The organism is Pseudoalteromonas sp. TB64 (assembly GCF_000498095.1).
In the GTDB taxonomy this organism is placed as follows: domain Bacteria; phylum Pseudomonadota; class Gammaproteobacteria; order Enterobacterales; family Alteromonadaceae; genus Pseudoalteromonas.
The window spans coordinates 7,567-32,462 of the sequence record NZ_AUTQ01000089.1; the positions used below are offsets into that span (position 1 = coordinate 7,567).

18 protein-coding genes, 3 pseudogenes and 1 riboswitch (1 of these 22 running past the window's edge) are annotated in these 24,896 nt (G+C 38.9%); of the genes and pseudogenes, 12 read left to right on the forward strand and 9 right to left on the reverse strand.

Features of this window, described 5'->3' with window-relative positions:
- A protein-coding gene (locus L647_RS0105905) for a Bcr/CflA family efflux MFS transporter (protein WP_024610344.1) crosses the window boundary here: on the reverse strand, nt 1-1,028 show its 5' portion. 184 nt of this gene lie to the left of the window's left edge; the window shows 1,028 of its 1,212 coding nt (coding positions 1-1,028); it begins with the start codon at nt 1,026-1,028; the stop codon falls past the left edge of the window.
- Between the two features lie 319 nt (nt 1,029-1,347).
- Between L647_RS0105905 and L647_RS0105910 the strand changes: the two genes are divergently transcribed.
- On the forward strand, nt 1,348-2,145 hold the full coding sequence (locus L647_RS0105910) for a M48 family metallopeptidase (RefSeq protein WP_024610345.1): 798 nt from the start codon (nt 1,348-1,350) through the stop codon (nt 2,143-2,145).
- 76 nt (nt 2,146-2,221) lie between these two features.
- On the opposite strand, the gene L647_RS0105915 is transcribed toward L647_RS0105910, so the two are convergent.
- The 3 genes from L647_RS0105915 to L647_RS0105925 form a co-directional block, all read right to left on the reverse strand.
- A complete protein-coding gene (locus L647_RS0105915) occupies nt 2,222-3,238 on the reverse strand; it encodes an alpha/beta hydrolase (protein WP_024610346.1) in 1,017 nt (338 codons plus the stop codon).
- 189 nt (nt 3,239-3,427) lie between these two features.
- Nucleotides 3,428-4,216, reverse strand: a complete 789-nt coding sequence (locus L647_RS0105920; protein ID WP_024610347.1) for a nucleoside-binding outer membrane protein — start codon at nt 4,214-4,216, stop codon at nt 3,428-3,430.
- Nucleotides 4,217-4,346: 130 nt separating this feature from the next.
- Entirely contained in the window at nt 4,347-5,660 is a 1,314-nt protein-coding gene (locus L647_RS0105925; RefSeq protein WP_024610348.1) for a Na+/H+ antiporter NhaC family protein, read from the reverse strand.
- A gap of 372 nt (nt 5,661-6,032) precedes the next feature.
- Between L647_RS0105925 and dapB the strand changes: the two genes are divergently transcribed.
- The 8 genes and pseudogenes from dapB to L647_RS0105965 all read left to right on the forward strand — a co-directional run bounded on the left by dapB (nt 6,033) and on the right by L647_RS0105965 (nt 15,787).
- Nucleotides 6,033-6,836: a 4-hydroxy-tetrahydrodipicolinate reductase gene (gene dapB / locus L647_RS0105930; RefSeq protein ID WP_024610349.1), complete on the forward strand. Its 804-nt coding sequence runs from the start codon at nt 6,033-6,035 to the stop codon at nt 6,834-6,836.
- A 362-nt stretch (nt 6,837-7,198) separates the two neighbouring features.
- Nucleotides 7,199-8,335: a glutamine-hydrolyzing carbamoyl-phosphate synthase small subunit gene (carA, locus tag L647_RS0105935; RefSeq protein WP_007375827.1), complete on the forward strand. Its 1,137-nt coding sequence runs from the start codon at nt 7,199-7,201 to the stop codon at nt 8,333-8,335.
- Between the two features lie 16 nt (nt 8,336-8,351).
- Nucleotides 8,352-11,570, forward strand: a complete 3,219-nt coding sequence (gene carB / locus L647_RS0105940; RefSeq protein WP_024610350.1) for a carbamoyl-phosphate synthase large subunit — start codon at nt 8,352-8,354, stop codon at nt 11,568-11,570.
- A 48-nt stretch (nt 11,571-11,618) separates the two neighbouring features.
- On the forward strand, nt 11,619-12,095 hold the full coding sequence (gene greA, locus L647_RS0105945) for a transcription elongation factor GreA (protein WP_024610351.1): 477 nt from the start codon (nt 11,619-11,621) through the stop codon (nt 12,093-12,095).
- Between the two features lie 335 nt (nt 12,096-12,430).
- The gene (locus tag L647_RS0105950; RefSeq protein ID WP_024610352.1) at nt 12,431-13,489 is read left to right on the forward strand and encodes a S66 peptidase family protein; all 1,059 of its coding nucleotides are present in this window, start codon (nt 12,431-12,433) and stop codon (nt 13,487-13,489) included.
- 80 nt (nt 13,490-13,569) lie between these two features.
- A riboswitch (FMN riboswitch) is annotated at nt 13,570-13,736 on the forward strand.
- Nucleotides 13,737-13,984: 248 nt separating this feature from the next.
- A pseudogene (gene ribB / locus L647_RS01000000123735) lies at nt 13,985-14,636 on the forward strand (3,4-dihydroxy-2-butanone-4-phosphate synthase).
- Between the two features lie 279 nt (nt 14,637-14,915).
- A complete protein-coding gene (locus L647_RS0105960; protein ID WP_024610353.1) occupies nt 14,916-15,302 on the forward strand; it encodes a hypothetical protein in 387 nt (128 codons plus the stop codon).
- Between the two features lie 80 nt (nt 15,303-15,382).
- Nucleotides 15,383-15,787 carry a hypothetical protein gene (locus tag L647_RS0105965; protein WP_024610354.1) on the forward strand — a complete coding sequence of 135 codons (405 nt, stop codon included), beginning with the start codon at nt 15,383-15,385 and terminating at the stop codon, nt 15,785-15,787.
- Between the two features lie 118 nt (nt 15,788-15,905).
- Here the strand turns inward: L647_RS0105965 and L647_RS0105970 are convergent, their stop codons facing one another.
- Both L647_RS0105970 and L647_RS01000000123740 read right to left on the reverse strand, forming a co-directional pair.
- Entirely contained in the window at nt 15,906-16,562 is a 657-nt protein-coding gene (locus tag L647_RS0105970; RefSeq protein WP_024610355.1) for a nitroreductase family protein, read from the reverse strand.
- A gap of 368 nt (nt 16,563-16,930) precedes the next feature.
- Nucleotides 16,931-17,956 (reverse strand): annotated as a pseudogene (locus L647_RS01000000123740) (zinc-binding alcohol dehydrogenase family protein).
- Between the two features lie 133 nt (nt 17,957-18,089).
- Between L647_RS01000000123740 and L647_RS0105980 the strand changes: the two are divergent.
- The 3 genes from L647_RS0105980 to rhlP are packed head-to-tail and all read left to right on the forward strand — an operon-like array spanning nt 18,090 to nt 20,226.
- Nucleotides 18,090-19,025 (forward strand): LysR family transcriptional regulator, encoded by a 936-nt coding sequence (locus L647_RS0105980; protein ID WP_024610356.1) that lies wholly within the window; start codon nt 18,090-18,092, stop codon nt 19,023-19,025.
- A 13-nt stretch (nt 19,026-19,038) separates the two neighbouring features.
- Nucleotides 19,039-19,383: a hypothetical protein gene (locus tag L647_RS0105985; RefSeq protein ID WP_007375815.1), complete on the forward strand. Its 345-nt coding sequence runs from the start codon at nt 19,039-19,041 to the stop codon at nt 19,381-19,383.
- 48 nt (nt 19,384-19,431) lie between these two features.
- The gene (gene rhlP, locus L647_RS0105990; RefSeq protein WP_050581967.1) at nt 19,432-20,226 is read left to right on the forward strand and encodes a rhombotarget lipoprotein; all 795 of its coding nucleotides are present in this window, start codon (nt 19,432-19,434) and stop codon (nt 20,224-20,226) included.
- A gap of 74 nt (nt 20,227-20,300) precedes the next feature.
- Here rhlP and L647_RS0105995 read toward each other — a convergent pair whose 3' ends face one another.
- The 3 genes and pseudogenes from L647_RS0105995 to L647_RS0106005 all read right to left on the reverse strand — a co-directional run.
- Nucleotides 20,301-21,191: a dienelactone hydrolase family protein gene (locus tag L647_RS0105995; RefSeq protein ID WP_024610357.1), complete on the reverse strand. Its 891-nt coding sequence runs from the start codon at nt 21,189-21,191 to the stop codon at nt 20,301-20,303.
- 179 nt (nt 21,192-21,370) lie between these two features.
- Nucleotides 21,371-24,520, reverse strand: a complete 3,150-nt coding sequence (locus tag L647_RS0106000; RefSeq protein WP_024610358.1) for an efflux RND transporter permease subunit — start codon at nt 24,518-24,520, stop codon at nt 21,371-21,373.
- A 2-nt stretch (nt 24,521-24,522) separates the two neighbouring features.
- A pseudogene (locus L647_RS0106005) lies at nt 24,523-24,896 on the reverse strand (efflux RND transporter periplasmic adaptor subunit); the annotation flags it as partial.

The following is a 24,896-nucleotide window of genomic DNA, read 5'->3' on the forward strand; positions in this document are numbered from 1 at the left end:
GTAGCCGTGCCGGTGTTTTTTTCAAACTTCATTAAAATAAGTGAATCGGCGTTACTTGCTGTTACTCCCAAGCTCATCATTAATGGTGCAATGCTCGCCACTATGTAATACAGCGGCATTTCTAATAGACTAAACGTTAATAGTGCAGTGCCTGAAATAAATCCGCATGTGAGTCCGTAGTAAAGCATTTTTCGTGAGCCAACTCGCGGAACAATGCGTGTATTTAAAAAATTACCAAACATGAGTGCCATTACGTTAAAGGCAAATAACACCCCAAATAATTGTTCAGAAACTTTAAATAAATCGAGATAGATAAAAGGTACTGATGTTAAAAAGCAAAAAAATCCAAACGACACAAACATAGAACTTAATATATCTGCACGTGCATCGGTATTGCTTAGTACGGTTTTATAACTATCAAAAAATAATGCTAATCCTTTTTTTTCATTTGTATGAATAGGTATATCGATTAAATACACTTGCACAAACGCTAAAATAATAAAGCTATAGGTAGCTAATACTAAAAAAATAGTCGACCAAACAGAAAAACCTAAAATAAATGAGCCAATAGAGGGGGCAAGTAGTGGTGCAACCATCATGATCATAGACACGTAAGACATACCTTTAGCCGTGTTTTTTTGATATATGTGCCTAATAATACCCGGTACAACCACTGTTGCTGCAGCACCAGTAAATGCTTGCACGGCTCTAAGGATCCAAAAAGTATGTATTTCAGTTGTAAAAGCAAGCGCCATTGAGCTAATACCAAATAAGGTTAAACCTAATTTAGCAAGTTTACGACGACCAATTTGATCAGCAATAGGACCAAAAAAAAGCATGCCTAACGAATAGCCCGCTAAATAAATACTCAAAGATATTTGTACATTTGGCATGTTTGTTTGTAAATCGTTTGCAAGAACAAGCATTGCAGGCAAATACATATCAATAGCAAGCGGAGTAATAGCCACAATACTCGCTAATAAAGGTAATAAAATACGGATGTTAAAAGACGAGGTCGAGGCGCCCATGTATAAACTCAATCATGACTAAAACGTGGCTCATAGTGTAACAGGGCAAGGTGATTGGATAAACTTAGTTTGCCTGCTAACTTTATAGCTTTATCTCAAAGATCAATATAATAATTAACACAATTTAGTATTTCTGAGTAAATTGGTTCTAATGCAAAATAAAACATTTATGTAAGAGTATATTTAGCGCTATTAATAGGTTATTCAGCTTGTTTGCAGCAAGTGACTTTTAATGTAATTAGCATAAAGCAAAGATTTTAAACTGGCACCGTGTTTGCTATTCTACAGTTAATGAAAATAATGATTTAAGAGAAACACGATGAAAAAATTGGTAATTGCAATATTAGCGACAGCGGTTCTAGCAGGTTGCAAAACATCTCCAACAGGACGTACGCAAATAGCACTTTATTCAGATCAACAAATGAGTGAAATGGGCACTGCAAGTTTTGCTGAAATGAAAAAAAGTCAGCCCGTTAATACTGATGCTAAAACGAATGCTTACGTAAATTGCATTGCTGAAAAAGTGGTTGCTGTATTACCAAAAGAATATGCTTCTCAAAATTGGGAAGTGGTTGTGTTTGAAGATGAATCTGCTAACGCATTTGCATTACCAGGTGGCTATATTGGTGTACACACTGGTTTGTTAAAAATAGCAACTAACCAAGACCAGCTAGCGACAGTGTTAGGGCATGAAGTAGGTCACGTTATTGCTGAACATTCAAATGAGCGTGTTTCACAAAGCTCAATTTTAGATACCGGTATGCAACTTGGCAGTGCTGCACTTGAAATGGGTAATATTCAATACCGTAACGAAATAATGCAAGGCTTAGGTTTAGGCGCTCAATATGGTGTGGTTTTACCATTTAGCCGCTCACATGAGTCTGAAGCAGATGAAATTGGTTTAGATTTAATGGCAGAAGCTGGTTTTAACCCAGAGGAATCGGTAACGCTTTGGCAAAACATGAGTGCAGCGGGCAGTGGTACAACACCTGAGTTTTTATCAACTCACCCAGCACCAAGTAATCGTATTAAAAATTTACAAGCGCAAATGAGTAAAGCGCTTGGTGAACAAAGCACAGCTAAAGCACAGGGAAAAAACCCACAGTGTAAGCTGTAACTTAGTTTATATAAATTTAAATCCCCCTGTAAGTAGCTTACTTACAGGGGGATTTTTAATTACTATCAATAAATAATTATTTAGTGCTAAGTGCTTTTTCAAATACGCCTTTAAAGCGTTCAAAATCTTCTATTTGAGGTAAGTGCCCTAGGTTATCAAGTTCAAACAACTGTGCGTCAGGGATCAGCGCAGCGGCTTGTTTACCCAATTTATCGTATCGACCAAGCTCGTAGTTAACTCCGTCTTTTTTCCAGTTACGACCAGGGCCTGTTCTGTCTCGTGTACCAATAATTAATTTAACGGGTACTGTAAAGTTTTTAAATTCAGTAATAACAGGTTGAGTGAAAATCATATCGTATGTTTTAGCGTTTACCCATGCCATTTTTTCTTTATCTGGACCTTGGATTTGCCCTGTTATAAAGTCAGTTAAAGCTGAATATGTTGCATTCCACTTCCCATCATAATAATTTTTTTGCTGGTAATTTCTTACACCTTCAGGTGTTTTTGCTAATTCGTTTTTATAGAAAAAGTTAGTATCTTTGTAATCAACATATTGCAGGTAGTTTTCTAGCCCAATAGGGTTCAGTAAAATTAATTTGCTTGTAGTGTTTGGATACATTAATGCAAAACGACTCGCTAGCATTCCACCCATAGAGTGCCCCAATACAATCGACTCTTTTATATTAAGCGAATCCATTAATGCATGTGTATGGTGGGCAAGAGTTGCAAACGAATACTGGTAATCCGTTGGTTTGGACGATTTACCAAAACCAATTTGATCAGGAATTAACACTCCATACCCTAATGATTGAAGGTACTGGGCTGTTGTTGTCCAGTAGTCAGCATTAAAGTTTTTTCCATGCATAAGTGTAACAACAGGCATATCGGTTTTTGTTGGTTTTAAGTAAATATAAGCCATTTTTAATGATTGTTTTTGTGACTCAAGTGCAAAGTAATTCACTTTAAAATCGTAGTCATAATTACTTAAAAGTGCATCATAGGAAAGGGTATATGTATCTTGAGATGTACCTGCTAAGGCATTGTTTGTTATTAATAATAAAGTAGAAAAACAAATAACTTTAATCGACGACATTCGTTACTCCTATTAAGGATAAAAACATGAACCGCATTAGGTAAGGCTCAAAATAAAGTATCACAATAACTAAATCTTAAGTGCTATTCAATTGGCGCTCTATAATGATCAAGGGTTATTTAAATTTAAAGCATAAAAAAGCGAAGCTAAATGAGGCTTCGCTTATTGTAAGTGTTTGAATCTTTATGTTTAAAATCTCCACTCAACATGGATTTGTGGAACTGACTCAGTTACATCTGTTCCTAGTTTGTTATGCCAGTATTGCCATTCCATACCTAAAAGTAGGGTGTTTTCTTTCATTTTAAAAGCGTGACCTAAATCCCAAGTAACAATTGGTTGTGCAAGTATCCACGCACGTACCTTGTTACCAAACTCGTCTTCACGTTCTGCTATATATTCTGCGTGACCTTTAAAGCTAAATTTTTGTGAGCCAATTGAAAAAGGATATTCAAAGGCGGCGTCAAGCATCCAACTATTTGTTTCAATAGGTGCACCGCCTTTTGCTACGCCTTCACTATCATCAATGTAGGCAGTGACTAGCGTTTGAAAAAAGTAAAATCCAGGTATATCCCAACTTAACTTAATACCAGGTAGGTATTTCATTACTTTTGCATCGCCTGCTACGTTAATACCTGCGGTTAGACCAACATCTAATAATGCGCCAGAACTTATTTTTTTACCTGTAATGACTGATAAGCTAATCGTTGAATACCACTCTGCATAAAAATCAGCATCCTGATAATCGTCATCTATATCGTCTTTACTGTAATCAATAAAGAAGAAATTATCGCCGTAGTCGTAGCCAGATGCATGTTGGACTGAATACACAGTGGTATCGGACTTTTGCTCAGTAAACGGATTTTTTTGATTGCCATTATTAATATGCAACGCTGTACTGCTCCAATTAGCAGCAAATGTTGGATTAGTAAAAACACAGGTAGATAAAGCAAGAAGAGGGAGTACATTTTTAATTTTCATAAGAATTTTTAACTATAAATTTAGTGGCACGCGAAAAGCGAAATTATAGCAGAAGTGATTGATTTGTTGAGTGTTAAATTAACATATGTTGCAGCTGTCTATTAAGCTGCAACATATAAATGCTAACGTATTAAGCTTTATTACGGCGTAAGCAAATAATTGCAATTGCAGTAAATGCTAAAATAAAGCAGTAATAAGAAGACGTTGATACTTCCCACGGGCTAATTTTAAACGTAGCACCTAATAACAATGCTTGGGCGCCGTATGGCAAAGAACCCTGTGTTACACAGGCAAATATATCAAGTAAACTTGCAGAGCGTTTACCAGTTATTTCACCGTCGTCAGCAAGCTTTTTAGCAATAGGACCCGCGACAATAATTGATACCGTGTTATTAGCAATACACATATTACTTGTCATAACTAATGCTGCAATACCTAATTGATCAGCCACTTTACGATGCCATTTTGCAATGATTTTTGTAATTGCCTGAATCTTATGAGCAATATAATCAAGACCACCATTAATGCGAATAAATTCAGATAATCCACCAATAAACATAGAGAGTAAAAATATCTCCTGCATGTCGGTAAAGCCTTTGTAAATATCTTTTACAAAGCTTGCGCCCTCATAACTTCCTGTAAAGCCCATAAGTGCAGCAAAAATAATACCGCTAAATAACACTACAAATACGTTTAAGCCAGCAACGGCTAACACTAAAATAAAGGCATAAGGAAGTACTAACCAAATATCGTAATCTTTGGTTTCAACTACTTGTGCTGCAGGTGTTAAATAAAACAACAAGCCAATAGTTAGTATTGCAGCGGGTACTGCTATTTTAAGATTCTCTTTAAACTTGTCTTTCATTTCACAGCCCTGCGTTCGCGTAGCTGCAATAGTGGTATCTGAAATAATTGATAAGTTATCGCCAAACATAGCGCCAGATACAATCGTACCGGCCATTAACGCAGGGTCGATACCTGTTTTGATGGATACTGCATATGCAATAGGACCAATAGCACCAATCGTTCCCATCGACGTACCCATTGCAGTAGATACAACCGCTGCAATTAAAAATAAACCAGGAAGTAATAACGAAGGTGGAATAAGTGATAAGCCAGCATTTACTACCGCATCTACACCACCGGTTGCACTGGCAACGGCAGAAAACGCACCTGCAAGTAAGTAGATTAAACACATGGTAATAATATTGTTGTGTCCGGCACCTTTAATAAAGGTCTCTACACACTCGTTTACCGTGCCTTTATTTAAAATAAACGCAAGCATAATGGCAGGTAATATAGCCACTGGAGCAGGAAGTTGATAAAAAGCGTAATCAACCCCTTGAGATTGCAAATATAAACCTGAGCCTAAAAATAGTGCTACAAAGGTTAAAAGGGGTAGTAAAGAAAGTATTGCTTTGTTTTTGTTAAATGATGGCTGCATCATAATCCTCGAAACCAGTTAATTTACAACAGCCAAAAATTCCTCTTTTAGCTGAATTTAGCAAATCTACCTACTATGTTAATCATTAACAAAATTAGGAGAGTGCAGCGCCCGCAAGCCAAAGACCAAATCGACGCGAAAGAGAAGTTTAAATGTATAGATGGCTAAAGTAAACTGGTATTGTTATTATTATTAAATTAAAAGCTTACCTGACTATTGCATGACTTTTAGATAATATCTACAAAGTAACGCTATTTTCAGCGATTAATATTTGTCCAACTGCATAAAAATGCCCAAGCGCGTATTTGCAGTGCTCCGGATATATACTCAGATTAGTAAAAAACGGATTCAAATTTAAATTAGGTAAAAACAATGACTACAAATCGAATAGGTGTTTTTGGTGCTAACGGCAGAATGGGCTTAGCTCTATTAGAAGCTGCGACAATTAAAGAGCAAACACAACTTACAGGTGCATACGTTCGTAGCAGTTCGCCGTTATTGGGAATTGATGTAAATCAGATAAATAGTGCAGCCGATAAAAATGTTAGCTTTAGCGACGAAAGTACAATAGATAATGTAGATGTTTTAATCGACTTTACACTTCCCGCTGGTATGAAAAACCATTTAAAAACCGCTGTAGCACAAAAAATCCCTATGGTTATTGGTACTACGGGTTTAACAAGCGACGATATGGCACTTTTACACGATGCAGCTAAATATATTCCTATTGTGTTTGCTAGAAACTACAGTGTTGGCGTGAATGTATTACTTAACCTTGTGCAAACAGCAGCAACTAAATTTGGTGACGATTTAGATATCGAAATATTTGAAGCGCATCATCGCCATAAAATTGATGCGCCATCGGGTACTGCACTGGCAATAGGTGAGTCAATCGCGCAAGCGAAAGGTTGGAATCACGACGATGTTGCCGTATATGACCGAAGCCAAGTAGAAACAGCTAAATCGCAAAATGAGATTGGTTATTCGGTGCTAAGAGGGGGCGATATAGTAGGTGAACACACTGCATACTTCGCTACAATGGGCGAAAGGCTCGAATTGACCCATAAGGCAAGTTCAAGAATGACCTTTGCACTAGGCGCTATAAGAGCTGCAGGCTGGTTGCAAAATAAACCAGCAGGACTTTATGATATGCAAGATGTGCTAGATCTAAAGTAGTTTAGTTACCTTTTTAGCTGTTTGGGTCTAATTTCACCTAAAGTCACTTGTTTATTACAATTTACTAAATAGTATTAGACCTAAAAGGCAACTTAATGTAATATGCAGCCAATTTGCCAAAAATTACTAAATGCGTGTTTCCAATTATACCCAAATGGCTAGTAAATCCGGGGTTTCAGTGGGAATAAAAATAGTTTTAGGCAAGAAAAAATGATTGAAGGTTGAATGCTTTACATCTGCATCATTTAAGACTGCGTAAAACAATTTAAGCTCACAGAAATCTGGTTTTGACGATCCCTCTGGGTATTGGCGGGGTGTTAAGCAATTGCTTACTCCCGTTTTTTACTGTTAGGAGGTTTAACTTGACTAAATCCGCTCTGTTAGTCCTAGAAGACGGCACAGTGTTTCGCGGTACTGCAATCGGCGCTGACGGCATGTCAGTCGGTGAAGTAGTATTCAATACGTCTATGACTGGTTATCAAGAAATTTTGACTGATCCATCATACGCGGAACAAATCGTAACTTTGACGTACCCACATATCGGTAATACGGGTACCAACAGCGAAGACGAAGAAGCGAATCAAATTTGGGCCAAAGGCCTAGTGATCCGTGATTTGCCACTGCTAGCGAGTAATTTCCGTAACGAGCAATCGTTAGATGATTACTTAAAAGAACGTAATATTTTAGGTATTGCGGACATCGACACCAGAAAGTTAACTCGAATTTTGCGTGATAAAGGCGCACAAAACGGGTGTATTATTGCCGGTGACGAGCTAGACGAAAATAAAGCGCTACAAGCCGCGCAAGCCTTCCCAGGCTTAAAAGGTATGGATTTAGCAAAAGTTGTCTCAACCAAGGAAAATTTTGAGTGGCGCGAATCAAGCTGGACATTAGGCGAAGGATTTAAAACCCTTGATGCTGCTGATGAAAAGTTTCATGTTGTTGCCTACGACTTCGGTGTAAAGCGTAATATTTTACGTATGCTTGTAGACCGTGGTTGTAAACTTACAGTAGTACCAGCGCAAACTTCTGCCGCTGACGTACTGGCTTTAAACCCTGATGGTATCTTCCTATCTAATGGCCCTGGCGATCCTGAGCCATGTACTTACGCTATTGATGCAATTAAAACCTTTTTAGAAACCGACACACCTATTTTTGGTATCTGTTTAGGTCATCAGTTATTAGCCCTTGCCTCTGGTGCTAAAACAGAAAAAATGAAATTTGGCCACCACGGCGCTAACCACCCAGTTAAAGACCTAGACCGCGATGTAGTTATGATCACAGCTCAAAACCATGGTTTTGCAGCTCAAGAGTCAAGCCTACCAAGTACGCTTCGTGCCACGCACAAATCGTTATTTGACGGAACGCTTCAAGGTATTCATCGTACAGATAAACCTGCGTTTAGCTTCCAGGGTCACCCTGAAGCAAGCCCTGGTCCGCACGATGCAGCCCCATTATTTGACCACTTCATCGATTTGATGCAAGCGCGTAAACACTAATTTAACTGGAGTAATAATGCCAAAACGTACCGACATAAAAAGCATTCTTATCTTAGGCGCAGGCCCAATTGTAATTGGTCAAGCTTGTGAATTTGACTACTCTGGTGCTCAAGCGTGTAAAGCACTTAGAGAAGAAGGCTACAGAGTTATATTAGTTAACTCAAACCCTGCAACTATCATGACCGACCCTGATATGGCCGATGCGACTTACATCGAACCAATTCACTGGGAAGTGGTAGAAAAAATTATTGAAAAAGAAAAGCCAGATGCAGTACTGCCTACAATGGGTGGTCAAACGGCATTAAACTGTGCGCTTGAACTAGACAAGCACGGTGTATTGGCTAAACATGGCGTTGAACTAATTGGTGCAACGGCCGATGCAATCGACAAAGCAGAAAACCGCGAACGTTTCGATATCGCAATGAAAAATATTGGTCTAGAGTGTCCTCGAGCTGAGATTGCTCACTCTATGGATGAAGCCAAAGACATCATAACGCGCATTGGTTTACCATGTATTATCAGACCTTCTTTTACTATGGGCGGCACCGGCGGCGGTGTGGCGTATAACTTAGAAGAGTTTGAAGAAATTTGTGAGCGTGGCTTAGATTTATCGCCAACGAACGAATTACTAATTGATGAATCACTGATTGGTTGGAAAGAGTACGAAACAGAAGTTGTACGTGATAAAAACGACAACTGTATTATTGTTTGTACCATTGAAAACTTTGACCCTATGGGTGTTCACACTGGCGATTCAATCACCGTTGCACCAGCGCAAACGCTAACCGACAAAGAATACCAAATTATGCGTAACGCCTCTATGGCAGTATTACGTGAAATTGGTGTAGAAACTGGCGGTTCTAACGTACAGTTTGGTATTAATCCTGAAGATGGCCGTATGGTTATCATTGAGATGAACCCACGTGTATCACGTTCATCTGCACTAGCATCAAAAGCAACGGGTTTCCCAATTGCTAAAATTGCAGCAAAACTAGCAGTAGGTTACACACTTGATGAACTTCAAAACGACATTACCGGTGGCAAAACACCCGCGTCTTTTGAGCCTTCAATCGATTACGTTGTAACAAAAATTCCTCGCTTTAACTTCGAAAAATTTGCCGGTGCTAACGACCGTTTAACTACGCAAATGAAATCAGTTGGCGAAGTAATGGCAATTGGTCGTAACCAACAAGAGTCGTTACAAAAAGCATTACGTGGTCTTGAAGTGGGTGCAACGGGATTCAACCCGATAGTTGCGCTTGATGACCCTAAAGCAAAAGAAAAAATAATTCGTGAACTACGCGAGCCAGGCGCTGAGCGTATTTGGTACATTGCTGATGCAATGCGCCATGGCATGAGCGTTGATGATGTTTACGAACTGACTAAAGTTAACCGCTGGTTCTTAGTACAAATAGAAGACATTTTAAAAGACGAATCAAAAATAGCGAAAGTAGGCATGGCGGGTTTAAATGCTGACTTCCTGCGTAAACTTAAGCGCAAAGGCTTTGCAGATCCGCGTATAGCAGAAATTGCAGGTGTATCTGAAGCTGAAATTCGTAAAAAACGTCATTTATTAAACATCGTGCCAGTATACAAACGTGTTGATACGTGCGCTGCAGAATTTAGCTCAGACACTGCTTACATGTATTCAACTTACGATGAAGAATGTGAAGCTAACCCAACAGATCGTGATAAAATCATGGTTATTGGTGGTGGTCCAAACCGTATCGGTCAAGGTATTGAGTTTGATTACTGTTGTGTACATGCCTCGCTTGCGCTTCGCGAAGACGGTTACGAAACTATTATGGTTAACTGTAACCCTGAAACGGTATCTACCGATTACGATACATCTGACAGGTTATACTTCGAGCCAATTACGCTTGAAGACGTACTGGAAATCGTACGTGTTGAAAAGCCAAAAGGCGTTATCGTGCAGTACGGTGGTCAAACACCACTTAAACTAGCGCGTGAGCTTGAAGCAAACGGCGTACCAGTGATTGGTACTTCACCTGATGCGATTGACCGTGCAGAAGACCGAGAACGTTTCCAGCAACTTGTTGAGCGTTTAAACTTACTTCAGCCAGAAAATGCAACAGTAACTTCAACCGAAGAAGCCTTACTTAAGTCAGTTGAAATTGGCTTCCCACTAGTTGTACGCCCGTCGTATGTACTAGGTGGTCGTGCAATGGAAATTGTATACGACGAAGATGATTTACGTCGCTACATGACCGAAGCTGTACAAGCATCAAACGAAGCACCTGTATTACTGGACCGTTTTTTAGATAACGCGATTGAAGTTGACGTTGACGCAATTTGTGACGGCGAGCAAGTAATCATCGGCGGTATTATGGAGCACATTGAGCAAGCGGGTGTTCACTCAGGTGACTCAGCCTGTTCATTACCTGCACATTCTTTATCACAAGAAGTGCAAGACGTAATGCGCAAGCAAGTAACCGACATGGCGCTTGAGCTTGGTGTTGTTGGCTTGATGAATACACAGTTTGCAGTAAAAGAAGACAAAGTGTATTTAATCGAAGTTAACCCACGTGCTGCACGTACTGTACCGTTTGTATCTAAAGCAACCGGTGTTGCGCTTGCAAAAGTAGCTGCACGTTGTATGGCTGGGCAGTCTTTAGCAAGCCAAGGTATTACTAAAGAAGTGATCCCTCCTTACTACAGCGTTAAAGAAGTTGTTTTACCATTTGCTAAGTTTCAGGGTGTGGATCCAATCCGTGGTCCTGAAATGCGTTCAACGGGTGAAGTGATGGGTGTTGGTGATACTTTCGCCGAAGCATTCGCAAAAGCACAATTAGGTGCAAGCAATACTTTACCACGCGGTGGTCGCGCGTTATTATCTGTTCGTAATAGCGATAAGCCACGTATTGTTGAATTAGCCAAAATCATGACCGACTTAGGTTTTGAACTTGACGCAACTGGTGGCACGGCACAAGCTCTTGAAGAAGCTGGCATTGAAGTACGACGTGTAAACAAAGTATATGAAGGCCGCCCACATATTCTTGATTATATCAAGAATAAAGAGTACAGCTATATCGTCAATACCACCGAAGGTCGCCAAGCGATCGAAGATTCGAAGGTGTTACGTCGTGGTGCATTGCAAAATAAAACCAACTATACGACAACCTTGAACGCGGCATTCGCTAACTGTACTGCTAACAAAGCAGATGACCGTAGTAAAGTGACGTCAGTTCAAGAGCTACACCTGCGATTGAACTAAGGAAATGTGCCAAGGCCAACTAAGGCCTTGGTGTAAAGTGAGAAAAGTATGCAATCAATTCCGATGACAGTTCGTGGCGCAGATTTACTGCGTAAAGAGCTTAACGAATTAAAAACAGTTACCCGTCCAAAAATTATCGCCGACATTGCTGTTGCGCGTGAACACGGTGACTTAAAAGAAAACGCTGAGTACCACGCTGCGCGTGAGCAACAGGGTTTTTGTGAAGGTCGTATTCAAGAAATTGAAGCTAAACTTTCAAATGTTCAAATAATTGACGTAACTAAAATGCCAAATACCGGTAAAGTTATTTTTGGCACTACGGTAACTATTGTAAATGTAGAAACCGATGCTGAAGTAAAATACCGTATTGTGGGCGATGATGAAGCAAGTATTAAAAACAACTTAATATCCGTTAACTCACCGATTGCACGTGGCTTAATTGGTAAACAAATGGATGATGCAGTGTCTATTCAAACGCCAAAAGGTATTGTTGAGTTCGAAATCATTGAAGTTGAGTATCTTTAACGTATAACTCACTTTAACGTTTTAAATAAAAACCGATGTAATTACATCGGTTTTTTTATGTCTGTAATTTAACCTTTAATGGTAAACGCGCTCGTACAGTATTCATATTCTATAAATATGGTCTATGTTGGTATAGTAGGTACTTATACCGATATTGTTAAAGACGTATATATTCTAGCGCATTGAATAACTTACTAGCGGCGATAAAAATTATTTATATTGAACAGCTATATGTCATGATTTTCGCCATTGTTAATGAGCTATTTTCTTTTCGCTAAAATAGATCACTAATCTAACGTAATTGGTATTAACATATTCTCTAAAAAGGAAAAAATATGGCTAATATACTCTATCCAGCACCCTTAAATGTAGGATCAAAAATAGCAGTGTGCTCGCTTTCTGCGGGTGTAAAAGCTAAATATCATGAACGGTTAGACATAGTTATAAATGGACTCAAACATCGAGGATATAAGGTTGTTGAAGGCGAGTTTTTACGACAAAACAAACCAAGAGCGCAATTAAACGCAAAAGCCCATGCAGATCAACTAATGGGCTTTTTATTAGATGATGAAATAGACGCCATAATGCCTCCTTTTGGTGGCGAGTTAGCAATGGAAATATTACCCTTCCTTGATTTTAACGCCATTAAAGAAGCAAAGCCTAAATGGTTAGTTGGGTTTTCTGATGTAAGTACTATTGCATGTGCACTCACGGCTAAATGCCAATGGGCAACGCTACACAGCGCTAATCTAATGCAACTCCACCCAAACGAAAAAAGCCCTTATTGCCTGCAAATATTTGAAACACTAAGTTACGAAGCTGGCAGCAAGTTTGAGCAAGCTCCGTCATCTCATTATCAAAAAAACAGACCCGATTACGCACAAAATCCCAATACATTGTTTGAACACACAGAAGTTACTCAGTGGCAGTGTTTAAATTATTTTGATGAACGTACTATTGAAATGTCAGGACGTTTATTTGGTGGGTGTCTTGATACTGTAGGGTTATTACTCGACTCTCCATTTTTGGCAATACATGAATTTAAAAAAAATAGCGCACCCGAAGGGCTTATTTTATACCTAGAAAACTCAGAGTTGACACCAACAACCGTTGCACGGTTTTTACTTTCATTAAAATTAGCAGGTATTTTTGACGATATAAACGGCATTATTATTGGTCGTAGCGAAATTACTCAAGGGCAAGATGCTTCATTTGATTACCACCACGCGCTTGACGTTGCACTAGGGGGGTGTTTATTCCCTGTGATTATTGATGCTGATATTGGTCATGTTCCACCTAACTTGAATTTAGTAAACGGCTCTACTTGTACAATCACCGCTGACATAAATGAAGGTAAAGTAGTCAAAGCCTCATTAAATACCGAGCTTTGTTAGAAGTTTATTCACTTACCTTTGATAAGTAATTAAGTTAAAGGGTATAATAAGCCGGCATTTATAGCGCTTTAGTTATAAAAGTACATTCTCAGGGCGGGGCGAAATTCCCCACCGGCGGTATGTTTAATGTTATTTATAACTTAAACGAGCCCGCGAGCGCTTTATTTAACCTAGGTTAAGTAAAGGTCAAGCAGATCTGGTGAGATGCCAGAGCCGACGGTTACAGTCCGGATGAAAGAGAATATGGCTTATTATACTAATACCAATTTTATTAAAGACACGATCATTGTATCGCGTTAAGTGAGCTATTTTTTTAGCATTATAATAGGTCACTAATTTAATGCAGTTGGTATAACAGTGTGCGCTGCTTTTTGCTGCGTGCTCTTTGTTATTTTATTTAAGCTATTTTGGTAGTGATCGTTTTAAATTTAAAGCGATATATTACTGATCCTTTCACAGTCCTGAATCTATTATTTTTTTATTTGGAATATAATGATGATTCAGTCTCTACTTACTCAATTCGGCGAAAGCCATATTCGCGTACAAAGCGCAATTGCTGCACTACAGCAAGGGCAAGGCGTACTTGTTGTTGATGACGAAAACCGTGAAAATGAAGGCGACTTTGTTTTTTCAGCTGAGCACCTAACGACTTCTCAAATGGCTGAAATGATCCGCGAAGGCAGCGGTATTGTTTGCTTATGTATGGGGGAGGAGCGCATTAAACAGCTCGACTTACCGCAAATGGTAACCCACAACACCAGTCAAAATAACACCGCTTATACAGTCACTATTGAAGCTAAGCATGGTGTTACAACAGGCGTGTCTGCTGTTGATAGAGTAACTACTATAAAAGCAGCGACNCGATAACGCCAAACCAAGTGATTTATCGCGCCCAGGGCATGTATTTGGTTTAAAAGCACAAACGGGCGGAGTATTAGTTCGTCGTGGTCATACCGAAGCATCAGTTGATTTAATGCAGCTTGCCGGCTTAAAACCATTTGGCGTAATATGCGAACTAACAAATCCCGATGGTTCAATGGCGCGCTTACCTGAAGTGAGTGATTATGCTAATAAACATAATATGACCGTGGTTTCTATTGAAGATTTAGTGCAATACATTCAGGCTGCACAGCTTCAAGTAGGTTAAATTACTATTTTATTAGCCTTAGATATATTATAAAGCACGCACCTGTTGCGTGTTTTTTTATGGGTCTAACTTGCTCTTAAAAAATAATAATAATTTGTTTTTATTGACGTTATTTAACAAAATTAGCGAAGGAATTGCACTTTTTGCAGCCGCTATAAACAGCCCCTTATAAGGAACTATCCTATTAAAGTCGATTATTCACACTATACACTTGAAGAGTTGCTCGATGTAAAAGCTAATATAGATGAAGATAAATACCCTGAGAATTTCAAGGCATTAATGGCTGAATTTTTAAAAAGAGAAAACGAATTCAAACACTATAATGATGCGATAGAAAAAGAGGCTGAGGCTAATAAAATATTACAGCAAATAAGCAGTTCTAATAAAAGAATAGCTGGTGTATTTTTATTTGGTTTGTGTGTCAGTTTACCCTTGGTGTTACTAAATGAACGGTCTGCTTTAAGTACGATTAATCTTTTTTACAGCGCAGTACTTTTAATTATGATGGGATTGCCTTTATTACATTCTTTTCGTTATGGCTGGACACTCGCTAGGCACGGTATAGTGACCGTGACCGACGATGTGTTTTCTTTCACTGTAATGCAATTGTTTTATAGCTCTATTTTTTGTTTAATACTTTTACTTACCATAGTAAGGTGGCCTTAACACGTGCTGCAGCACATTAGCATGCAGCAACCTGTTTGGCTGAATTTAGGTGATGAGATCTGGATTTTGGAGATTTTAGTATGAAAAATAAATTGATTTTTAGCTCTGCGTTACTCTTGCTTTTATGTACAAATGTACACGCTGCGATACTTTTAGATGCTCAAACCTGCAAAGTATCTATGGGTAATTATAGTGAAACACTTCAGTTGTCTCCTCCATGCTCGGTAGTAAAAACTGTAAATGATGAGGGAGATTTTGTTCAATTTGGTGAAACAAAAATTTATATTATTTCTGGAGCCCCTGCTAAGTTAGCGGAATTAGAAAAGAGGGCATTTAAAGAGAGTGATAGAGGATGTTCATTGGAATATCAGGGTGTCATAGTCGTTAACAATAAATTTTCTTTATCTAAAGAGAAAGATAGAGGTTTAGTGTGTCCTTATACTGGTTTAGACACAAAGTTTTATCAACAATACCTCCAGTATTAACTTATGAGATTGATATAGTTTTATTGCTTACTTTCTATACCTTATTCATTAAATTAAACCACTTATTTAAATAAGTGGTTTTTTAATATTGTTATCATTTAAGTTTATAACGTATTACTTATAAAACCTGAATAACTTGCGATTTTGCTAAGCGAGACTTAGGTAATTTAGCATTATAGTCTTCTGCGCTATCGTGATAGCCAAGTACTAATGCCACGTCGCATACGTAACCATCAAGTTCTTTTTCAAAAACTTCGCCAATCAGCTCGGCATCTACGCCTTCCATTGGAGTAGAGTCAACACCTAAGCGTGCAGCTGCATGCATAGTGTTACCCAGTGCAATGTAAGTTTGTGCTTTAGTCCACTCTTCATTATTGCCTTGCTCATCAGTATTCATATCAACAAACGCGTAAGCACCAAAAGCTTGTTCGCGATTTTCTGCTTTAGTACGACCGTTTTTAATATCTGCATCAATGATTTGTGCGTAATCATCGCGGGTATATTTAGGATTGTGAGCAAATAATATTATATGCGAAGCTGTTTTAATGTGTGGCTGGTTAAACGCAAATTTATTAGCAAATGTACTATGCATACGCTCTTTAGCCTCATCTGATTCAATTACGATGAATTTCCAAGGCTGCGAGTTAATAGATGAAGGAGACAGGCGCATAGCTTCGTAAATAACGGCTAAATCGTCTTGAGATACACGTTTCGTTGCATCGTAACGTTTTGCTGTGTAGCGCTTTTCTAAGTCATTAATAATAGGGTGAGTCATTAGTTTTTCCATTGAGTAGGTATTTTACCAGTATTTACTATGTTGAGTCAGTTTTAGTAAAAACAAACCCTCTTAAAAATTTATTACAAAAATAATATCGTGCTTTTAAATCACTCTACTTACTTAATACAATCGATATATCTACGTAAAGTAAGGCTTATCAATATAGCTAGGTACGGATAGTAGAGGATTATTACAATATGATAAACAGGTATATTGTTGAATCATTATCAAATATTATTAGGTAATAGTTTCTTTAATAAATATAAATACAGCCATAGCTACCGCAAAATATTGGCTGAAGACGCCAATTGCATTGGCGCCTTTAATCAATTCAGGTATAAATAAGGCGAGTAATATTTATAGAATTAAAAACCTTCCAACACTATTTTGCCAATAGAGCGACCGCCTTCAAGTTCTGCGTGTGCAATACGCAGGTTAGCCGCATTTATAACGCCTAAGTTTTTACCAATCGTTGTTTGAATGTGGTCCTGATCAATTAGCTCTGCAACATGATTTAATAACTTACTTTGCTCAATTAAATCTTTGGCATTAAACATTGAGCGGGCAAACATAAATTCCCAATGTAGCGATAAGCTCTTCATTTTTAATTTGCTAACATCTAATGACTCAGGATCGTCAATCATTGCAATTTTACCAAATGGTGCAAGCACTTGCGTGTACGTTTCAAATTAAGTATCAGTACTATGCAGGCTTGCTACATGTGTTACCGAGCCAATATTTAATGCATCAATTTGAGCGGGTAATGGTTTTGTATGGTCAACGACATAATCTGCACCTAGTTTTTTAACCCATGCTTGCGAGCTTTCGCGCGATGCAGTGGCAATAACTGTTGCGCCAGTAATCGCTTTAGCAAGCTGAATAAAAATAGAGCCAACGCCGCCTGCGGCACCTGTTACTAAAATAATTTCGTCTGATTTTGTTGTTGAATCAGCTGCTTGTTTTACAATGTTTAAATGCTCAAATAATAATTCGTACGCTGTTATTGCCGTAAGGGGTAATGCAGCCGCTTCGGCGTCGGTTAAGCTTTGCGGTTTAAAACCTACAATGCGCTCATCCACTAATTGAAATTCTGCATTACTACCTGGGCGAGTAATATCACCTGCGTAATAAACCGCATCACCGATTTTAAATGCCGTTACAACATCGCCGATTGCAACAACTTCACCAACGGCATCCCAACCAATAACTTTTACTTCACCATCAGCAGGGGGCATAGATGCACGCACTTTGTAATCTGCTGGGTTAACTGCAATAGCTTTAACTTTAATTAATAAATCGCGACCTGTTGCAACTGGCTGTGGTAATTCAACATCAATTAACGATTCAGGATTAGTAACAGGAAGAGATTTTTTATAACCAATAGCTTTCATAATAAATGTCCTAATTTGTTTACCTATAAGGTGCAAGCCATGCTTTGGCTAGCTGATGGATATATAGTAGACCTTGCTTTAATGTAGATAAACCGCATAATCGTTGAATCATTATCAAATATAAATAGATAATATGAACATAGAAGATTTAAAACTTATTTTAAAAGTCGCTGAGTTTAGAAGTATTACGCTAGCAGCTGCTAAGTTAGATATGCGTACAGCCACAGCAAGCGCCGCTATTAAACGCGTGGAGTCAGCGCTTGGTAGCGAGCTGTTTGTTCGTACCACACGTCATTTGAGGTTGTCTGCTGCTGGGGAGCGCTACATACCACAATGTGAACAGGCTTTGGCAGTGCTTGAGCTCGCAAAGCAAAACCTTAAAGGTGAGCACGACGAAATAGAAGGCGAATTGCGTGTTGCACTTTCATCTGACTTAGGGCGTAACTTGGTGATCCCATGGATTGATGAACTCATGGGCACTTATCCAAAACTAAGTTTAAGAACCCATATAAGTGACAGTAATATCGACTTTTACCGTGACTCAGTTGATATAGCACTTCGTTATGGCTCGCCTAATGATGCAAGCGTTTATGGTTTTAAAATTTGTAACGTACCACGCTTATTATGTGCAACTCACGAATACCTCTTACAAAACGGAACTCCCGTGCATCCTGATGATTTAGCGTCGCATCAAGGTTTGTTTTATCAGTTGCAGGATATTATAAATAATACGTGGGAATTCAGTGATGGTGAGTCAAAATATAAAGTTAAAATGGATGGCAGGCGCGCCTCAAACGATGGCGATTTAGTCAGGCGCTGGTGCGTTGCGGGTAAGGGCTTAGCTGTAAAGTCGGCACTTGATATAGCCGACGATTTACTCAATGACAGGGTAGTTACTATTATGCCAAATTATCAACATGTTAATGGTGAACTTTGGCTTATTTGCCCAAGTAGGCAGTCAATAACCCCTGCGGTGCGTTTACTACGTGATGTATGCAGAGCAAAATCCCAAGCTATTCTGCAACAGTTGGTCAATAAAGGAATTATTGATAAAAGCGTACTGAGCTAATTAAGGAAGAGTTATGCAAGTTGATGATATTAGAATTTTTATTCCCTGTAAAAATTATGAGCAATCTCAGCGCTTTTATAAAGCGCTTGGATTTAAGATTGAAGATGCCTCAAATGATTTATGTGTGTGTACCTTTGGCGAATGTACGTTCTTTTTACAGCGTTATTATAATAAAACGTTTGCTGAAAACTTAATGCTGCAACTTTGTGTGTTAAATATAGATGAAGCATACGAACTTATTAGTAACCTAAACGGTTTTGATATCCGCTTTGAGGGTATAAAACAAGAACCTTGGGGTAGCGTTATTTACTTATGGGGACCATCGGGTGAGCTTTGGCACGTAACTGAATTAAATTAAAAATAAAAAGGAATAAATGTGAGATTTAATAAATATATAATCATTTTTATGGCGACCTTACTTGCTTCTTGTAGTTCGTTTGTGAGTAACAATACAGGTAAAAATACGCAATCTAGTAGCTTAATGGATTTCTTATATCCTGATCAACAAAGCCGCTCTACCTATAAACCTGAAATACCTGTTTTAAAACTCCCTGTTACCGTCGGAATTGCATTTGTACCGTCTAAAAACTGGCAGCCAGACGGGTTAGAGACCCAAAACCAAGTTGAGTTACTCGAAAAAGTAAAAAAGTCATTTCTACAATATGATTACATTGACCGCATTGAAGTTATACCAAGTACCTATTTAAAAGGAGGTGAGGGCTTCGCAACACTCGAGCAAGTCGGGAGGCTTTACGATGTAGATGTAATGGCACTGGTTTCATATGATCAAGTTACGCAATCGTATGAAAATAATGCAGCCTTACTTTATTGGACAATAGTGGGTATGTACGTTATTCCAGGTAATGAAAATACAATTCAAACCTTTGTGGATACAGCTGTTTTTGATATTAAAAGTAGAAAAATGCTATTTAGAGCACCAGGTATAAGTAAGCTTGAAAAAAGAACAACAGCAATAGGTATTGATGAAACGTTATCTGAAAAGTCGGCTGAAGGTTTTAATCTAGCGGTTAGTGATATGAGTACTAATTTAGATGTAGAATTAGCAAGGTTTAAAACACGTGTTAAAGAAGAAAAAATTGCAAAAGTCGAAAATAAAGATGGCTCTAGCAGCGGAGGCTCTTTGAGTATTTATTTACTCGTTTTGTTGTCGTTATTAGTTATGCGTAGCAAAAAAGTTTAAAGTTGATAAAAAACTAAGTATTTTTAATAATGCCAGCGGCTTAGAGCTGGTGGCATTATTTTTTATTCGCTAACTTAGCTTAACTTTTTATCAAAAAACTCAACGGTACGTTGCCATGCAAGCTCGGCATTGTCTTTATCATAACGACCTGTAGAGTCGTTATGAAATCCATGATTTGCCCCTTTATACATATGCATAGTGTATTCAACGTTATTGGCTTTTAAGTCTTGTTCGTACTGTGGCCAAGACGCGTTTACACGTTTATCTAGCTCGCCTAATTGAATCATTAATGGTGCTTTAATATTTTTACGTAAACTTTCGCTGGCTGGAGTACCGTAAAAAGGCACTCCGGCGCTGATTAAGTTGCTATCTACTGCCGCTAAATAATTAACAATGTAGCCGCCAAAACAAAAACCGACAGCGCCTAACTTACCGTTACTGTTAGCATGCGATTTTAAAAAGTGTGCTGCGGCTACAAAATCGTTTTGAATTTTAGCGCGATCCATGGTTTTTTGCATAGCGCGTCCTTCATCATCGTTACCAGGGTAGCCACCCAGTGGAAAAAGCGCGTCGGGTGCAAATGCAATAAAGCCCACTTTAGCTAAACGCCTTGCTACATCCTTTACGTACGGGTTTAATCCACGGTTTTCGTGTACCACGAGTACAACAGGAAGCTTACCCTCTACATTTTTAGGGGTTGCTAAGTAACCTTTGCCTTTACCGTGTCCGTCTGGCGAATCAAATTCTTCGTACGTTGCCGTTATATCGTCATCGTTAAACGACACTTGTTCAGCCAGTGCGTAATTAGGTAATAATGCTGATGTAAGTACAGCCATCGAAAAGCCAAGAGCAGCAAGGCCACCGAGTTTTTTCATAAAAGTACGTCGGTCCATTAAACCGTGGGCGTATTCGTCATACCAATCAAAGGCTTCTTGAGGAATGTGATCAGAGGGAGATGTATTCATGGCTGTTCCTTAATTTTATTATGTCTATTTATTATTTAAATACCATAACGTATTAGGAATAAAAAACGAGCAGTTTATGTCTTAAATAATAGGATCATTTATTTAAGCTAAAGCGAAAAAGAAAAAACTCAGCATAATATGCTGAGTTTTTATGGTTGGTGTACCTTATTTATAAACAGTTAATCATGTATAGCTGCTGGTTGAGGATCTGTTATTAAAGGCTTTTTATTTTTCTTTCGCATTAAACGCTTAATGTCCTCTAGTGCAACGTACTGGCACGGTATAAGTATCAGTGTAATTACTGTGGCAAATAACACACCAAAAGCAAGTGATACAGCCATTGGGATAACAATTTTAGCTTGTAAACTCGTTTCAAAAATAATTGGCATGACACCAATAAAAGTAGTGATTGAGGTGAGTAATATCGCTCTAAAGCGACGAGCACCGGCTTGCATTACAGCATCCTTAGTTGCAACACCTTCAGCGCGTGCTTTGTTTACAAAATCAACCATAACGAGGGAATCATTTACGACCACACCCGCTACAGCAATTATGCCAAACATAGATAAGCTACTCATGGTCATACCTAAAATCATATGCCCAAACATAGCGCCCACTACACCAAATGGAATAACCGACATTATAATAAGTGGTTGTGAGTAAGATCGAAGCGGAATCGCTAACAAGGCAAATATAATCATCATTGATAGACCAAAGTCACGAAGCTGCTCTGAAGCGCTATCCATCTCTTCTTGAATACGGCCAGCTACATCACTTGTAACGCCAGGGTAGCTTTTAAGTAATGATGGTAAGTATTCATCGCGAATTTCCTCAGCAATCGCAAATGGTTCGGCTTTGTCGGTATTTACCGCAGCCCAAACGTTAACTGTACGTTTAGAGTTTTCGCGACGAATACGGTTTACACCGTCAACCAATTTAACTTCGGCTATTTCACTTAACGGAACTTCAGCGCCAGTAGGCGTAATAATACGCACACTTGCTATGTCGCTAATTGAATTACGTTCGTCTTCTGGATAGCGGATCATAACTTTAATTTCTTCGCCTTCACGCAATATTCGCTGCGCTTCTAAGCCGTAGTAACTAAAGCTAACTTGCGATGCGACATCAGCAAGCGTTAAACCCATGCTGTAAGCGAGTGGTTTTAAATCAAGTTGCACTTCGTCGGTGGCACTTTGCATTGAGTCGTTTACGTCGCCAACGCCTTCCATTGTTTGTAATTTGGCTTTTAATTTACCAGCCACTTCTTTTAGCTCGTCAGCATTTTTGCCTTCAAGTTTAAAGCTAACGTCGCCATCATCTCTACCGCCATTCATTATGCTGTCTTGGATGGTCATGGTTTTAACGCCAGGTAAAGTGGGCATTTGCTCGCGCCATAATGCACTTAGGGCAAAGGTGTCGATAGGGCGTAAATCAGGCTCTACCAAAATAGCCATAATATTTGCTTCAGTTCGCCCGCGCAGGCTTACCGATAAGTCACGGATCATCGGTTTACCGTATTGTTCTTTTAGTTGCTGATCGACCTTTAATAACACGCTTTCTATTTTACGTGCGGTTTCAAGCGTTGCTTGCTCAGATGAGGCAAGGTTCATTTCTATATCAATACGCGGAAAGTCGTGCGGTATTTTTGGGTTTGGTACAAACTTAACTAAACCACCTGCAAACATACCTGCGCTTACAATAAGCAAACACATAAAGCCAACAATTACTGTATAGCGATAGTGAATACAGCGGCTAACAAAAGGAAGGTAGTAGTTATTCACAAAGCCTTTTAAACCACTATCAATTACCATACGTAAGCGATGTAATGGATTTTTAGGGTTTGGTTTACGCGGGTTCATTGCTGCAATGTGTGCAGGTAAAATAAGTTTTGATTCAATGAGTGAAAAAATCAAACATAAAATAATAACGCCACCAATGGCCTTAGAAAAAGCAGCACCAGGGCCGGTTGCGAGTGTTTGTGGTAAAAATGCCGCAATAGTTGTTAGTACACCAAAGGTTGCTGGCATCGCAACACGTTTAACGCCGCGTACTACGTTATCAAGTGTATGGCCGTATTTTTCTATTTCGGCACTGGCTGACTCGCCCACAACTATGGCGTCATCAACAACAATTCCGAGCACAAGTATAAAGGCAAAAAGTGAGGCTAGGTTAATTGTTACATCTAAAAAGCCAATGGGCATAAACAAAAAGGCACCTAGAAAAGACACCGGTAAACCCATCATTACCCAAAATGCTAAGCGTAGTGGTAAAAATAGTGCCAGTACTATCATTACTAACAAGCCACCCCAAATCATGTTATCGACCATCATATCAAGTCGACCTTCAAGGTAGTAAGTTAAATCAACAATAGGAGATAGCTTAACGCCTGCAGGTAAAAGTGGCTCTTTAGCTGCCATGTAGCTTTTAAGTACTTTTGCTACATCGGTAATGTCTTGATCTTTTGATGCGTTAACTTCAAACGATAATGAGTTTTTACCATTGTATTTAGAATATTGTAGCCCTTCTTCAAAGCCATCATTAATGGTTGCTACATCGCCTAAATAAATTTGTGCGCCATCAGCAAGGGTAATAAGGGGGAGTTTTTCAAACTCAAAGCCACGGTAGGCTTGTTTTTCAACACGCATCGAAATATAACCGTTTTCAGAGCGTATTTGCCCCGCCGACATATTTGCCGAAAAATTTTGCACTGCGCCTGCAATATCTCTAAATGTTAAGCCATATTCGCGCAGTTTATCAGGGCTGACTTCTATGCCAATTTCGTACTCTAAACCGCCGTTAAAATTAACAAGGTTAACGTGAGGCAGTGCTTGCAGTTCATCTTTTATATCGTTGCCAAGCTCTTTTAACTGGTAGTTACTCATGTCGCCATAAAGCGCGAGTATCATTACTTCTTGCTCAAACTTATCACGGCGAACAACAGGGCGCTCCATCCCAGCAGGAAAGGTATTTATTGAATCAACTTGTACTTTAATTTCATCAAGTACTTCTTGTGGATTGTATTGCTCTTCTATTTCAACCCACGCTTGTGAAAAACCACGGTTAGAATAGGTAATTAGGCGTTTAATGCCTTCAATACCTTCGAGGTTTTCCTCAACTTTTATGGTTATTCCTTCTTCAACCTCTTGCGGGGCAGCTCCTGGGTAAACTGCTTGTACGCTTATCCAGTTACTTTCAAACTGTGGGAACATTTGTTTGCGAATGGTCATCGCCATTAAAATACCGCCCACTAATATAAATATCATTAGTAGGTTGGCAGCAACGGGATTTCGGGCAAACCATGCTATTAACCCTGTTTCACGAGTGCTCATGATTATTCCTCTTTCAGCGCAAGTTGAGTTACATCAGTTTTATTAGGCACAATATCTTCAACTTTTACTGCCATACCTTCAGTAGGATACTCAAGCGCTGAGGTAACAATTTGCTCGCCATTTTTTAACCCTTGGCTGGCTATAATCATGCCGTTTTGTTCGCGTATAATATTGAGGGTTTTAAACGACAATGTTAAATCGTCATTTAAAATTACAATTTTATTATCTTTAACTAAATGGTGCGCAACAATAATCGCGTTATCAAGCGGGCGACCTTCAATTGTAGCGTTAATGTACGAACCAAAACGAAGTGGGCGTGTTTTATCGCCATAAGGTGTTGCAAGTTGTGCAACTAAGTAGCTCATGCGGCTTGTTT